This window comes from Enterococcus rivorum (assembly GCF_001742285.1).
GTDB classification, from domain to species: Bacteria; Bacillota; Bacilli; order Lactobacillales; family Enterococcaceae; genus Enterococcus_L; species Enterococcus_L rivorum.
This window is the reverse complement of the sequence record NZ_MIEK01000019.1, coordinates 1-14,852: the sequence shown is the minus strand read 5'-3', so window position 1 is coordinate 14,852 and position 14,852 is coordinate 1. Positions and strand designations below refer to the sequence as shown.

Here is a 14,852-nt window from a genome sequence, read left to right as displayed (position 1 = left end):
TTTTCATGAAAAAACAGAATAAATTGAAAAAACGTGTTTTAAAATGTGTTTTTGATTGCAAAATGATTAAAATTAGGTTGGTTTCAGAGGGTCTTTAAGATTGATTTTTTTAGGAAGCGCTTCATCTTTTTTGGAAACCTTTTAGTATCAAGCCTTAATGGTTTTTTTTAACTTTAATAGAATTTTTGGATTTTTTTGATAAGAAAAAGCGATGGAAGTAAGGTATATTTTTCGGTAGGCCTACACAAAATAACAAATATCATGATCTAAAAGTGCTAGAAAATAATTGGTTTTAAAGAATGTAAAGGATGATTCTTCTATGGAAAACAAAAATAGTACAAGAAGAGACAGATATCAAAAAGATATAGCAGTAATGAAAAAATCTAAAGCTAGACAGTATCTATTGATTGTTCTGGGGAATAGCTTAGCTTATCTTGGGATTTTTCTTGTGTTGCTCTTTTTTTACGAAAATATGAAAATACATAATCATAAAATTGCGGAATTTGAAGAAAAATTAAATAATTTTAGTCTGACAAATTTTTCGAATCAAGAAAATCCTTCTGTTGCTGAACAAAATAAAGAGCCAATAATAGATGAAAAAGATCGTCAAAATCAAGAGACGAGTCATGTGAATTCGCAAGAATCAGCTCCTTTGGTAGAATCAGCTCTTGAGGATAATAATCATCCAGAGTCAAGTAGTACACAACAAGAGGTTGCTCATTATGTTGTAAAAGAAGGGGATAGTTTATCGAGAATTGCAGAACAAAATAATCTATCATTAACCACTTTGATGCAAATGAACAATCTAAATGATCATACTATACTTCCTGGAATATCGTTAAGAGTGAAGTAATAGGAGAGTAAAAAATTAGGAGGAATCATAGATGTTTAATCGAAAAAAAAATATAGCTGTTGGTCAATATGAGGAATATGACGATTATGAAGAATTAGAAGGTTCAGAATCATTAAGGATTGTACGCCCCAACTCTAAAAATAGAGTAAAAAAATTATCAGAAGAAAAAAGAAATCTGCAAGAGGAATTAGAATATTACAGTTCTTTAGCAGATCGTTTGAGAAACGAACTTGATAGCAAGCAAGAAGAGCTAGAAGAGCTATCTGAACAATTGGTTAGCCAAGCAAAAGCTAAAGAAACAATCAAGGCTTTAGAAGAGCAGTTGCAAACAGAAAGAGCGCAAAGAGAAGCCGATGAAGCAACCTATAAAAATATTATTGAAGATAATGAGAAGTTGAGTCTTGTATTAGAACAACGACAAAATGATATTCAGTCAAAACAAAATGAATTGGAACGAACTCAGCAAGAATTAGAGAAAGTTTTGGATGAAGGAGATCGATATACAAATCTGAAACAAGAACTGGCAGAACTAAAAATTGAGCTTTTCAAAAAGACCGAAGAATTGGAAGAAGAACAGGCTGCGGGAATAAGAATGAAACAAGAGTTAACTAGCCAATACACGATGAAAAATCAAATTACAGAAGTTCTAATTGATGCTAAAGCAAAAGCCAATTCAATGATTGAAAAAGCCAATGTAGAAGCGAACACAATTGTTGAGTCAGCCAAAGATCAAGTCCAAAAAACAATTTCCGATGCATCTGTTGAGTTAAATGATATTAATCGAAAGGCTTCAGCCTACCATGATAGAATTCTTAGGGTTCAAGAAGAGACAAGCGAATTAATGACCGAATTGTTAGAAAAATCCAACTATTTATCTAAAAGAACGATATAACAGTTGAAAGGAGTTGTAGGAATGATAGATAAAAACATTTTAGTAGATATTTATCAATCTGCCGCACCTGCTGTCGGACAACGTCTTTTTGATGATGATATTCTAAAAGATATAAATTATATTTGTGAAGAGATTTTTCAAAAAAGAAAGAAAGATGTCTCTTACCCTAAGCAAGAGGTACAAGACTATTTTGAAGAGTTTCATACAGTTATTTCTTTTTTTAGACATATGGAGATACAGATACAAGGAGCAGAGTTGAACTGGGAAAAATTTTCCAACGAACTAATCGCTTCTTTTCCGCAAATTGCTTGGACGGGTGCTTCAAAAGAGAAAAAAAAGAATAAAGTTATTTACTATTTTGATTTTATTCCTGTGGCCTATCGTGAGAAAACATTCCCTTTTACGATTAATTATACTTTGTCGTTACAACAAATGTATCCTGACCACAAGGAAGAGCTCGCTAAGTTATTTCTCGAAGAAATCAAGGAACTGATTTCCAAACATCTTTTAAAGATAGACTATTTTAATTCTGATACAGACGAACACTTGTTGTTGGATGAAACTTTGAAAGAGTCTGCTAATCTAATTGAAGTCATGGAGACAAAAGTAGCAAAATTACAAAGGGAGCTAAAAAAAGAACAGCATAAAACGGAGCACTTATCCATCGCCAATGAAAAATTGGAAACATTGATTGAGCAAATGGAACGATATAATGCTTCTGTTGCTATCAAGCAGTTTCAGAAACAAGTGTTAGGAAAATCAGATGACTGGCATCAGATGATGTCTATTGACTTAAAAGTTTATTCCTTATTACTTAGAAAAGCAAAGTTTTTAGAACAGACTTGGGTTAAGAATCATGAGCTGATTAAAGAATCAGAAAAAGTAACCATCCAAGAGAAAAAACTAATTTATGAACGAGAACAAATCCGATCCTTAAAACAGGAAATTTCAACGAATGAAATATACTTATTATTGGATGAATGCAAGTCTATTGAGTCTAGAGTAAAAATTAGAAAAGGTTGGTGGTTTGTCCAACCAAGTGTCCGCATAATGAAAATGGATTTCGACAGCTTAACCAATAAAGCTTCTTATTTTGACTTAATTCAAAGAGAAAACCATCTTTTAGAGAAGATAAGCCGTGGTTAGTTTTTAATTGCTAAAGGTAATGGATAATAAAAACCGAAATGATTTTAAGCGAATGAGTCGCTCAATCATTAGTAATCTTGTTAAAACAGAAAAAAATTATTGATTAATAGTTGCAGGTAATTTGGTTACCTGACCGTATATATGCAAAAAAGGAGAGTTTTTGATGTCTATTTTTTATCTTGCCGTGAGCTCTGTTTTATCGGTACTAGTTATTTATTTTATTGCTAAGCTCAATGTAGTCGAAAAAAAGCAAAAATTATTTGAACAAGAAATGTTACAATTAATGACTTTTAATAAAGAAACAGTATCCATAACAACAAAACCGACGTTCGAGTCTAAAACATCTGTAATTGATGAGAAAAGAAGATGGCGTAACTCCTTCATAGAGTTGATGGATTCTGTCTACGCTTGTTATGACAGTTTAAAGAATCCAGTATCTGGAGAACTTGAAACATTTGAGAGCCTTCATAAAAAATTCCATTTAAATAAAACGACTCTTTTTGCAATAGAAGAAATTGGGAACGAGAACAAGACCTATAAATGGGAACTTATGAAAAAAATCAGCACATGTGAGAAAAAGCTATTGCATTTGAAACAACAATTTTTAGAAAATCAAATGGAATCAGAGAAAAACTTGCAATATGAAAAGAAACGACATTTTAGAGAAACTCAGAAAGATTGTCTAGCAAGTATTGAAATGCTTGCCAACTCTTTTGCAGAGATTAGCTGAAGAAAATCGATGAGAGAGAGGATCTTCACATCACACTTTTATGCTACTGAATTAAAGTGAAATTGCTTTTTTAGAGGAGTATGAATGAATAATTTCGAGGGGATTGTTGTAAAAAAGCCGAGTCCAGGACAAAGCTAAAGACCAGTTTTATCTCTTAATAAACAGTGGCCACAAGTCAGTTTTTTCGACAATTCCGCAAAAACGAGCAATACTAAAAAGCGTATTGCTCGTTTTTTTATCCAATTGTTCAAACCTAAAAGAGGTTTATCTCCACCTCTTTTATTACCTATAAACTATAGAAATACGAAGTGAGTTCTGGTTTTTCTAGTTCAGATTTTAAAGACATTTTTGAGATGTCTACGGTTTTACAAAATGTAATCGGCGCTTCAGGTTTATAGTTATAAATACAGAGGTCAATTTCCATTTTTTTTATTAAAGAGTTATCTAAAGGTTGATTTGAATGACAGAGCAAGTCGACCTCTCTAGGTAAAAGTTTTTCAACAAGTATTTTATAATAATTGATCGTAGCAGGTGTGCCTGATAAGGAGAGCAATACGCGCTTGTTTCTTTTTATGTTTGCAATTGTTAAGATGGTCAAACTAACAGCAACCTCTTCTTTATAAACAAATGTCGAGTATATATTAAGTAGTGATAACCACCTATTCATTATTTCTGGATACTTCTCCTTTGCAAAAATCGTCAACTGAGCATCATTTTTTTGAAATAGAGGGGTTAAGTCTGTTAGAGCGGTTAAATTAGCTAAGAAGGCTTGTAGCATAGTTTTTAACTCCATATGGGAACTAAAGGGTAAATTACTTTCTTTAAAAAATGCAGTAGTCATGGGTTCAAAAACGATTAATCTTTCAAAAAAGTCGTTTACAAAAAAATAAGCCTCTTTATCGTAGAGAACGGTATCGAGAATAATCAAATAAGAATACAGCATTTCGTGTTTATTGAGTTCGCCTAGAATATGTTCGCTGAATGTTTCTTGCAGGGCTTCATGTAACATAATGAACGCTTGGTCATTACAATAATTTAAATAGACTGTTTCGTCAAAATGAACATATCTTTTTTGAGCCAATCGGTGTTCAACGATAATTTGCCAATTAGTCAGTCTATGATAGTCAATAGTTAGAATTTTTTTAAATCGTTCAGTCAGCAAGCTGATTGTATTATAGGCTGTTTTTTCTGCTGAGAGAACATTAAGCTTTCGCGCCTCTGGGTGCTGCTCGAAATAAGAAAAATAAAAAAAGCGAATATTGAATTCATTCCCAGTAATTTGAATGGGATTCAAATTTAGAGATAAATCATAATCTGACAAAACGTTTTTTAAGTGATTGAGATATTTTCGGAGCGTAGAGCTAGAAATGAAAAGTTCTTCAGCTAAAGAATCTACCGTTTCGTGTTCAGAAAAGAAAGAGTTCTCGATAACTAAAAACAATGGGTTATTTTCGATTAAGCTTTTTTGGTATTCTTCAATGGGGTCAAGGGTACCAATTAGCTCAATAGCTAGATGACCATGATACTTTGTAAAGTAAATGTTATCTGGAAACATTTCTTTAAAAAATTCAAAGTCTGATTTAATGGTTCTCATTGAGACTTTACAGTAGTTCATTAGTGTGGTTAATAAAATTGGTTTATTCGATTCTAACATTAAATGCAGGAGATCCACGTGACGTTTATTGATTTTATCTATAATTAATTTGTAGCTTAGCTTATCCATTTTGTTCCTCTTTCAAATTGTTGTAAATGGAAGTGGAAATTCTATAAAATCCATTAAGAGAGTATTACTAACGACGAATGGTATATGAATCATGAAAATATTCGTTGTTGTGCGCTTTCTGATATTACGTAGTTTTGAACAGGCATTATATCATAGATTATCAGTAGGGTTCTATAAATATGCTCTAAAATTTTTTTGGTAACAACCGAGTAAAAAGCATCCCAATTTCCCTCTACTTTGGTAGATAGGATCAATTAATACTATTTATGAAAAAGTAATTTTAAAAGCAAATTTTAAGGTAGTGAAAAAATAAAAATTATTAAGAAACTGGAGTAGAGTAAATGAACCCAAGGATCGGAAATAAATCATTTCAATTTAATTACCATTTTATTATTGTCAGTCTGCTATGCATTTTGCTTTTTTTGGAGTTATCCATAGTGGGATACGCAAATGAGGCGGATAATCACTTGCAGTCATTGGAAGTAGAGGGGAAAGAAAACTTGAAAACAGGGACAGTTCAAGCAGTTGTTTTTCAATATTTACCAGAGCGTTCGCGCAAGCAGTCTGTTCCATCAGAGCTTGAAATAACAGTGAAAAGTGACTATTTCTCTAGAAACATGACCACTGAAAATACGAAAATCAAAGTTATATCTGAAGTAGATGATAAAGAGTGGAATAGACAAGCTAAGATGAAAAGGAACATATCCCTAGGTAAAAATGGCGAAATAAAATTTAGGCTGTCAAAAGATATGCTAAGAAGTATAGGAAAGACAAGTGGAAGTACTGTTTTAAGGATTGAAATTGAAGCCCCACTAATTGAGGACAAGAAAGTCATGGCTTGCTATGATTCAGTAAAAAAGCAGTTTAAGATTCCTGTTGAAGTCATTAATCATACTAGTGAAGAGCAAAGGAATGAAGATTTTGCCTTAGTATCAATGTTACCGCCAACAGGAAGAACAGTGGATAAATTAGTTGTGGATCGGGGAACGACTACCGATAATTATGTTGCTAACCATTTTGTCAAAGATTTAAAAAGCATGTTGCCTTTTGACAACATAGAAGTAGTAGGATTTAGTGAAAAAGTAGAATTTAATAAGCTAGGTGAAACAAAAGTGAGGGTTAAAGTAAAAAGCCAGAAAACTGGTGTTGAGGGAGAAGTAAAAGTACCCGTAAAGGTCATTGAAGCGCCTCTAACTTATGTCAGTGTTACCGAAAAAATTGAATTGAGAGCGGAAGATAGAATTGTTAAAGGCACTGGGAAAGTCTGTTATAGTGGCGATGAGGATGTAACGATTACAGTTAAAACAGCTCCAATCATTAAATTAAAAACAGATCAAGGGGACGACACTGTTGATTTGAATGTTTATAAAAATAACACCCCTTTGAAGAAGGGGGAATGGTTAACTGATTTGACAAAATCGAAGACAAGCGTTGACTTTGATTTAGTTGCTCAAAAAAGTCACTTCAAGAAAGATGCTGCCTACAAAGGAGACCTGAAGGTTATTTTTGAGCTTCCATAGCAAGATAAATCAACTCTACATTTGGGGTTATATTTTTTAAGAGATGAATGGCCCTAATAGAGAACAGTAGTTGCAAAAAGAGTGAAGCAGTGCTAAATTAGCGATACTACACTCTTTTATACCTATATAACCTATGTTACCTTTGTGCAACAGCAAAAAATAGCTATTGTTTTACTTGTTATAGTATAATTAGAAGGTGTTGCTAAAAAACAATGAATGAAATTGGAGGTTTTTTTAATGGGTTGTTTAGGTAATATCATTTGGTTTATTTTCGGTGGTTTTATTTCGGGGCTAGGCTGGTTACTCGCAGGAGCAATTTGGTGCGTAACGATTATTGGGATTCCTATAGGAATGCAATGTTTTAAATTGGCAGGATTGAGTTTCTGGCCATTTGGTAAGAAAGTAGTATATAGCACTAGCACCGTTTCTGTTTTGGTAAACATTATTTGGTTGATTATTAGTGGACTACCGTTAGCGTTGGTGCATTGTGTCAGTGGAATAATCCTATGTGTAACGATTATCGGGATTCCTTTTGGCATGCAATCTTTTAAATTAGCAAAATTAGCATTAATGCCGTTTGGTGCCAGAGTAGTACCTTCTGATTCGTTTTATATGGAATAAACGAGTAAAAAATAAATAGGAGTAGCAACTACAGAGAGAATGCAAAAATTCTTTCTGTGGTTTTTCTTTTTTTTAGTGGTTAAAGGTAGGTCGAAACTTTTGAAAGAAAAAGTTTTCTGTGACAGAATAAGCTTTAGGAAGGGTGTGTGAAAATGAAACCAATTATTGAAGTCAAACATTTTACAAAAAAATACCACGATTTTGTTGCTGTTGATGATGTTTCTTTTGAAGTTGAAGAAGGATCTATTTTTGCTTTTCTAGGTCCTAATGGCGCTGGGAAGAGTACGACGATTAATACACTATGTACGATTTTAGATAAAACTTCGGGAACGTTAACAATTGACGGTAAAGATTTAGAAACGCAAAAAGATGCCGTACGAAAAGCCATTGGCATTGTCTTTCAAGACCCGACACTCGATCAGAAAATGACGGTTGCGGAAAACTTAAAGATGCACTGTACATTTTATGACGTACCCAAAAAAATAGTAGATGAAAGAGTGACGTTTTCTTTAGAATTAGTGGATTTAATTGACTGGAAAGATGCTCCTGTGGGTAGTCTCTCTGGCGGAATGAAACGTCGCGTCGAGATTGCTCGTGCCTTGTGTCATTATCCAAGAGTGCTATTTTTAGATGAACCCACAACAGGATTAGATCCGCAAACACGCAATCGGATGTGGGAATACATTGTTAAGCTACAAAAAGAAAAAAATATTACGATATTTTTAACGACTCACTACATGGATGAAGCAGAAATCTGTGATCGAGTAGCGATTATGGATGGTGGAAAAATCATTGCTAATGATACACCGAAGGAACTCAAACGAAAATATACAAAGGATGAAGCGTACATTACAACTTCTAATCCACAAGCATTAGAAGAAATTTTAAAAAGAGAACAAATGGATTTCTCTAAAAAAGAAGAGCTGTATACGGTGGAAGTTAAAGAGGTTAGTGCATTAATAGACATTCTATCGGTTATTAAACAAGATATTATAGATTTAGAGATTGAAAATGGTACATTGAATGATGTCTTTTTAGCGATTACTGGCAAGGATATTAGAGAGGGGGGTAACACATGAGAACCATTCAAGCGTTATGGATAAGAAATTTGAAAAACTTTATACGTGATCGTGTGCGATTAATTTTTTCAATTTTAATTCCATTTTTCTTTATCTATGTGTTCAGTTCAATTTTTAAAAATGATGCGGTCAAAAATCCTACCGCGTTTCTAATGGCTGGAGTAATTATTGCGACAGTCTTTCAAACGTCATTAAGTGTGGCCACCTCAACGATCGATGACATTGTTTCAGGATTCATGAAAGAGGTTTTAGTGAGTCCAGTTAAAAGAATTTACATTGCTTTAGGTCAACTGTTGTCTGCGGCGACAATTGCAACCATGCAGGGCGTTTTAATTTTAGTTATTGGTTTATTCGTGGGTTTGAAATTTACCAGTTGGACAACACCTGTTTATGTTGTTTTATGTATGATTGGTGTGGGTATTGTTTTTTCTAGCTTTGGGCTGTTTTTAGCGACGATTGTTAAAAATGCGCAAACATTCCAAATCGTTCAGCAAGCAATTGTTCTTCCTTTTACCTTTATTTCGGGTGCGTATTTACCACTGACGTTGTTACCGAAAGCTTTACAGATTGTTGCTTATTTTAACCCGATGACTTATACTACCGCGCTATTTCGAACGATTATTTTAGAGCAAGGCGGTTTGTCTAATGCTGCAAAAGTAAAATTAGGTTTAGCTTTTGACATTAATGGGTTTATTGTAACTCCTTGGATGAGCGGTATCGTAGTACTTATTTTTGGCTTATTCTTCTTATTTTTAGCAACATTATCGTTTACAAAAGCCGATCTTTCCCAGATTACTCGAACACCTGGAGGTTCTAATAGACGACTGTAAAAATATCAATTCTGCATATCAATTGGAGGGACCTTTAAAATGGGTTCCTCCATTTTTTTACTAGAAATAAAATTTAGGTAGTCCTAATTAAGAACTATACCTTTCCGTAATTCTAAAATAATAAGAAGTAAGTATAAAAAAGCGGGTTTTCGATGGCTATCTTTTTAAAAAAAACGTTTTCTGTGTTAAATATAGAGTATACCTGTTTATATTATTTCAAAGTAATGGTCAAAAAGAATAAACAGAAGCTGAATAAGAGCAGAAGTGTTGAAAGGCACCATTTTAATTTTTATGACGTGATGTGTTTCAAGTACATAGGGGAAGAATAAAATTGTTAGGTAGATTTTTCTAGTATTAATTATAGTTAAGAGGAGGAGTAAAAACATGAAAAAAGTGCTGACTATGTTACTGTTCCTTGTTTGCTTCCTATTTATTTCTCCACAGCAAACAGAGGCTGCTAATTTGTCGCTAAATGATCTTTTTAAAACACCGGATAAAGTGGAAACTCCAACTAATTTTGTTCCATCTTTGGAGAAGTTTCTAAAAAACGGAAAACAAACAAAAGGTATTACCACTTATTCTTCAATTGCCACCAATATTTTAACGGATGTTACTATGACAGATTCCAAGTCAAATGCATTTACAGACCAAAATCGCCCGACTTTAACCGAGGAAGTCAAAATTAATTTTACTTGGAGTATTCCAGATGAACTAAATGTACAAGCAGGGGATACTTACAGTTTTATGTTGCCAAATGTTTTTGCTATTTATGAGCCTATCAATGGAACCTTGGGAGAATATGGGGATTTTTCTGTTGGGTTAGATGGAACAGTTGTGATGACCTTTAATCAAAATACTCAGGATTCTTCTGACGTTCATGGAACTTTGGATTTTACAACTAATTTCAATGAACAAAAGATAATCGGAAGCACCACGGTCTTAATAACTTTTCCTATTCAGGTGGCTGAGACGGTTGTTTTAAATTTTGTTCCTAGTGGAGGAAGTAGTCTCACCAAAACAGGGACTACTGATACATCCTACAATCCAAAGCAAATTAATTGGACAATCAATGCTAATGGGAATCAAAATTATTTAACTGGGCTGACATTAAGCGATAACGTTCCAGCAGGTTTAAGCATCATTCCTAATTCTGTGAGTGTTTACTATTTAGATGTTTTTACAAATGGAACGAATACACTAGGGAATGTAGTTGATCCTAGTCAATATACAGTGAATATTTCTGGTGCAGGAGATTTAACCGTGACGTTCAAGTCACCGACTTTCCAAGCCTATCAGATTGACTACTCTACGACGATTGAGGATTTAAGCCAAACTAGTTTCACTAATAGCATCAGTATGTCCGCTCAAAGTACGGCAACTGTCAATGCTACTTCCAAAGTCAGTATCAATCGAGCAAAACATATTAATAAATCCTCAACCTATACACAAAAAAATCAAACGATTGAATGGGCAATTCAATACAACTATGATGAGGAAACGATTCCTGTAGATAAAACTGATTTTACAGATACCTTTAGTAATACGCATGTTTTACAGCCAGGTTCAATTGAAGTCAGGAATGTTTCAATTGATGGAAGTGGGAATGCAACGATTGGCGCCCTTGTTTCTTCAGATCAATATGTGATTTCGGATGCCAGCACATCATCTGTCAATGGATTTAAATTATCTTTTAATTCTAGCGTAAATAGTGCGTATCAAATTGTTTACGAGACTGTTCCTGTTGCGGATTTACTCGCAAACCTAGTAATCAATAATAAAGTGGTTAGCTCTTTTGGTGTTGAAGAAGTAGCTAATGCCAGTCGCTCAATTCAGCAAGGAAATATCATGAAAAGTGTAACCGAAACGGACTATTCTCAAAAGAAAATCAGTTGGCAGCAAATTATTAATAATAATAACTATGTCATGGACAGTCCGTTTCTAAGGGATCAATTTACGGCAGGTGGTTTATCCTTGATAAACAATTCTGTAACTATAAAAGATACTCTTTTAGGCAATAAGTTATTATTACAAGGTACGGACTATGTATTTACACCAGATCCAGCTGGCAATGGCTTTACTATTCAATTTATTGGTAGCTATCAAAGTGGAATGACTAGTACGTTACAACTTAACTATGATACAACCTTCAATTATGCACAGTTAATTTCTGGAACGAATTTTCTGAATACTGCAACCTTAACCTGGTCTACAAATGGTGTTCCAAAAACGAGTTCAATGAATGCTTCGGTAAATCCTGGAAGCTATACAGAAAACAACGGGTTTAAGAGCGGAAGCTATGATGCAGTAAAAAGACAATTAAACTGGACGGTTGGAGCGAATTATAATTTGTATCCAATTAACCAGTTAAAAATATCAGATACTTGGGATGCCACTCATAAGCTAATTCCAACATCTGTTCAAGTCCATAAGATGAAATTAAGTAGTGGACAAAATGGCTATACGGATGGTGGGTTGGTAGATCCTAATAGTTATTCTTTAGCAATTACAGATCAGTCCGTTCTAGTCACATTTAATGCACCGACTCAAGGAGCATACTATATTGTTTACAGTACCGTTTCTTCAAATAGCAAGATGTTGCCGAAATACAGTAATACAGCCACCTTAAGTGATGGCGGTCAGTTGCAAGAAACCTATAATGCAAGTGTCACTGTTCCAAATGGCGGTGTCTACGTAGATAAATCAGCAGTTCAAAGTGGTGGCTATGTAGATTGGAAAGTGGCGATCAATGAAGGGCAATCTACCATTAATGCCGCAAAAATCACTGATAATCCTAGTCAAAATCAAGTGATTGTAGCCTCTACTGTCCAATTATATGATACAACTGTGCAGAGTAATGGGTCCTATACTCAAGCTAGTCCATTAGTTGTTAATAAAGATTACTCTTTAAATGTTGCGACAGATAACTTAACAGGAAAACAAACGATGACTATCACGTTTGCTAACACTATCATTAAGCCCTATATCCTTACGTATCAAACCTTTATTGATGCTAATGATCAGGACACTTTAAGTAATTCAGTCACCTTATCTGGGTCGAATATTACGACGGAGAATGTTAGTACTACCTCGAATATTGTCGTTGAGGTGTCTGGAGGAACTGGAACGGGTGAAGGCGAACAAGGCTTACTGACCATTCAAAAGAGTGATTCTGTAAATACCAGTCTACCTCTTGAAGGTGTCGAGTTCCAATTGTATGATTCAACCGGTGTGAATCTATTTCGAACGGGAACAACCGATGCGTCAGGAAAGCTACAGCTTGGAGGCTTAAGGTTTGGTAATTACCTATTAAAAGAAACTCAAGCGGCTGATGGCTATCTAATTTCCTCTGCATTAAAGTCAGGAATGCCAATCTCTATTGATAGTACACAAAGTAATCTTTCTTTAACGAACAAGTTAGATGTTGGTTCGGTAATTCTTGTATTAGCAGATATTAATACAAAAACAAAATTTTTACCAGGAGCTAAATTTAAGCTTGTTGATTCTAATAATAACGTGATTCAAACGAATTTAATCACGGATAGTCAGGGAACAATTCAAGTAGATAATTTAAAACCAGGCAACTATAGCTTTATTGAAATTAGTGCTCCAGCAGGTTATGCAAGAGATGAGAATACAATAGATTTCACTATTGTTTCAAATAGTAATGGTCCAGTTAATGTGGAAGCATTTAATGATATTTCTAATGCTGAAAAAATGAAGCAAGGGAATATATTTGTTCATAAGCTTGGTTTCCCAGAAGGGGCAACGATTCCGAGTATTGCGGGAAATGGCGAAGAACTTTCACAATTGCCACCGAATGCACAGCCTGTTCCAGGTGTCGAAGTAGCGGTTGTTGCTGTTACTGGCAATTCTTTGGGACCAACACCTAGCTTAGTGGATGCCAATAATTATTATCAAAGTGTGAAGGGACAAGCCAATGTTCCACAAGACACTGGTGTGACAGATGAAAATGGTGTTTTTGAAACGAAGACGTTGCCTGCTGGGCAGTATTTAGTGATTGACGTTCAATCGGAACCAGGAACGATTCAAACGGCAGCGCCAGTTATCGTAAGCTTGCCTATGATGTTAGCAGATGGTACTGGGTGGAATGACCAAGTCCATGTCTACACGAAAAATGAAGTTCTTTTAGGGGCTGCGAAGGTAATGAAAACCTCTGACAATAATCAACCACTTGCTGGAGCTATTTTCTCCCTATACAAAGTAAACGATTCAGGACCAGATCAGCTTGTGATGAGTAGTCTTACTTCACATAATGATGGCTATACTGATATTGTTGGTAATTTAGTATTAGGGGACTACTATTTCTTAGAAACTCGTGCGCCAAGTGGATATTTAGTGAATCAGAGTAAGAGTAGTTTCTCTATAACGATGTCTGATCAAGCCTATGACACTAATGGGAATTTAATCAATAGCCAAGTCAAAGTCAGTAGTTTACAAAACTTTCTACAGCCACAAATTAATAAAACTCTTTTAACAAATGCTAGTAGTGACTTAGGGGCGACTGTTTCATGGGAAATTACAGCGGATGTACCAACGGATATCGCAGAGTACACGCAATATATTGTGACGGATACTTTAGATAGTCAATTGAGCTATAAAGGTAATCTCGTAGTGAGTGCAGATGGCGTACAAGTAAATCCAACGAATTATTTAGCAACAGTAAATAATGGGCAGCTAACTATTACATTTTTGGATAGTATGAATGAAATCGGTGAAACGATGCTTTTAGGGAAAAAGGAATTAGAAATAACCTTTGATACGGTAATCAATTCCACAGCTATACCAGGAGCTGCTATACCCAATACGGCTGTTTTAACTATGAATAATGGTTATGTAAGTGCAACATCAAGAGTCGCAAGTCCACCAAATGTTCAAACGGGTGGCAGACAATTTGTAAAACAAAATCCCTCTAACCAAGCGTTAGCGGGTGCGGAATTTCTTATCTATAAAACGGTCAGTAATACCCAAATGTTTTTGATACGTAATCAAGATAAGACAGTGTCTTGGACAGAAGATAGTGGATCAGCGACGACCTTTGTTTCTGCATCAGATGGAACCTTTGAATTATATGGACTAGCATATGGTACCTATTATTTAGAAGAAACCAAGGCACCTCAAGGATACAATTTGCTTTCAGGACCTAAATCATTCGTGATTAATCAAGGTAGCTATGGAACTGCGGGGCAAATACTTATAATAAATAGCAGTTCACCTTCTATTCCAATCACAGGTGGTATTGGTACAATGTTATACTTCATTATAGGTCTATGCTTAATGGGGGGGTCCTATTACTTCTATCGAACCAGATATAGTCAAGCGTAAAAGCGTTGAAAATTTTAAAGAGAGTGGGACAATAGTCAGAAATACATCTGATTGTTGCCTCACTTTTTTGATTTCTAAAAAAAGAGAATGTTCCGTTTAAAAAACAAGAGGGATC

10 protein-coding genes are annotated in these 14,852 nt (G+C 34.6%); 9 read left to right on the top strand and 1 reads right to left on the bottom strand.

Translation table 11 applies throughout. The annotated features are described in order from the left end of the window. The first annotated feature begins 319 nt into the window (after positions 1-319). The 4 genes from BCR26_RS07785 (at position 320) to BCR26_RS07770 (ending at position 3,621) form a co-directional block, all read left to right on the top strand. On the top strand, positions 320-853 hold the full coding sequence (locus tag BCR26_RS07785; protein WP_069698420.1) for a LysM peptidoglycan-binding domain-containing protein: 534 nt from the start codon (positions 320-322) through the stop codon (positions 851-853). 31 nt (positions 854-884) lie between these two features. Beyond that, entirely contained in the window at positions 885-1,745 is an 861-nt protein-coding gene (locus BCR26_RS07780) for a hypothetical protein (RefSeq protein WP_069698419.1), read from the top strand. Between the two features lie 21 nt (positions 1,746-1,766). Beyond that, the gene (locus BCR26_RS07775) at positions 1,767-2,891 is read left to right on the top strand and encodes a hypothetical protein (protein WP_069698418.1); all 1,125 of its coding nucleotides are present in this window, start codon (positions 1,767-1,769) and stop codon (positions 2,889-2,891) included. Between the two features lie 163 nt (positions 2,892-3,054). After that, complete coding sequence (locus BCR26_RS07770; RefSeq protein ID WP_069698417.1) at positions 3,055-3,621, top strand: hypothetical protein; 567 nt, start codon at positions 3,055-3,057, stop codon at positions 3,619-3,621. 286 nt (positions 3,622-3,907) lie between these two features. On the opposite strand, the gene BCR26_RS07765 is transcribed toward BCR26_RS07770, so the two are convergent. Next, positions 3,908-5,344, bottom strand: a complete 1,437-nt coding sequence (locus tag BCR26_RS07765) for an AcpB/EbpR/MafR family transcriptional regulator (protein WP_069698416.1) — start codon at positions 5,342-5,344, stop codon at positions 3,908-3,910. Positions 5,345-5,781: 437 nt separating this feature from the next. On the opposite strand from BCR26_RS07765, the gene BCR26_RS07760 reads away from it, so the two are divergent. The 5 genes from BCR26_RS07760 to BCR26_RS07740 all read left to right on the top strand — a co-directional run bounded on the left by BCR26_RS07760 (position 5,782) and on the right by BCR26_RS07740 (position 14,737). After that, complete coding sequence (locus tag BCR26_RS07760; RefSeq protein WP_069698415.1) at positions 5,782-6,864, top strand: hypothetical protein; 1,083 nt, start codon at positions 5,782-5,784, stop codon at positions 6,862-6,864. A 237-nt stretch (positions 6,865-7,101) separates the two neighbouring features. After that, entirely contained in the window at positions 7,102-7,485 is a 384-nt protein-coding gene (locus tag BCR26_RS07755; protein ID WP_069698414.1) for a YccF domain-containing protein, read from the top strand. A 152-nt stretch (positions 7,486-7,637) separates the two neighbouring features. Continuing rightward, the gene (locus BCR26_RS07750) at positions 7,638-8,564 is read left to right on the top strand and encodes an ABC transporter ATP-binding protein (RefSeq protein WP_069698413.1); all 927 of its coding nucleotides are present in this window, start codon (positions 7,638-7,640) and stop codon (positions 8,562-8,564) included. Further along, a complete protein-coding gene (locus BCR26_RS07745; protein WP_069698412.1) occupies positions 8,561-9,394 on the top strand; it encodes an ABC transporter permease in 834 nt (277 codons plus the stop codon). The genes BCR26_RS07750 and BCR26_RS07745 overlap by 4 nt, the downstream gene beginning before the upstream one ends. A gap of 384 nt (positions 9,395-9,778) precedes the next feature. Then, on the top strand, positions 9,779-14,737 hold the full coding sequence (locus BCR26_RS07740; RefSeq protein ID WP_069698411.1) for a SpaH/EbpB family LPXTG-anchored major pilin: 4,959 nt from the start codon (positions 9,779-9,781) through the stop codon (positions 14,735-14,737). The last annotated feature ends 115 nt before the right edge of the window (positions 14,738-14,852 follow it).

Bases quoted from the DNA above. Each gene is read 5' to 3' on its own strand.
- BCR26_RS07765 (WP_069698416.1), bottom strand. From the start codon at position 5,344: ATGGATAAGCTAAGCTACAAATTAATTATAGATAAAATCAATAAACGT.
- BCR26_RS07785 (WP_069698420.1), top strand. From the start codon at position 320: ATGGAAAACAAAAATAGTACAAGAAGAGACAGATATCAAAAAGATATA.
- BCR26_RS07750 (WP_069698413.1), top strand. From the start codon at position 7,638: ATGAAACCAATTATTGAAGTCAAACATTTTACAAAAAAATACCACGAT.
- BCR26_RS07770 (WP_069698417.1), top strand. From the start codon at position 3,055: ATGTCTATTTTTTATCTTGCCGTGAGCTCTGTTTTATCGGTACTAGTT.
- BCR26_RS07780 (WP_069698419.1), top strand. From the start codon at position 885: ATGTTTAATCGAAAAAAAAATATAGCTGTTGGTCAATATGAGGAATAT.
- BCR26_RS07745 (WP_069698412.1), top strand. From the start codon at position 8,561: ATGAGAACCATTCAAGCGTTATGGATAAGAAATTTGAAAAACTTTATA.
- BCR26_RS07740 (WP_069698411.1), top strand. From the start codon at position 9,779: ATGAAAAAAGTGCTGACTATGTTACTGTTCCTTGTTTGCTTCCTATTT.
- BCR26_RS07775 (WP_069698418.1), top strand. From the start codon at position 1,767: ATGATAGATAAAAACATTTTAGTAGATATTTATCAATCTGCCGCACCT.
- BCR26_RS07755 (WP_069698414.1), top strand. From the start codon at position 7,102: ATGGGTTGTTTAGGTAATATCATTTGGTTTATTTTCGGTGGTTTTATT.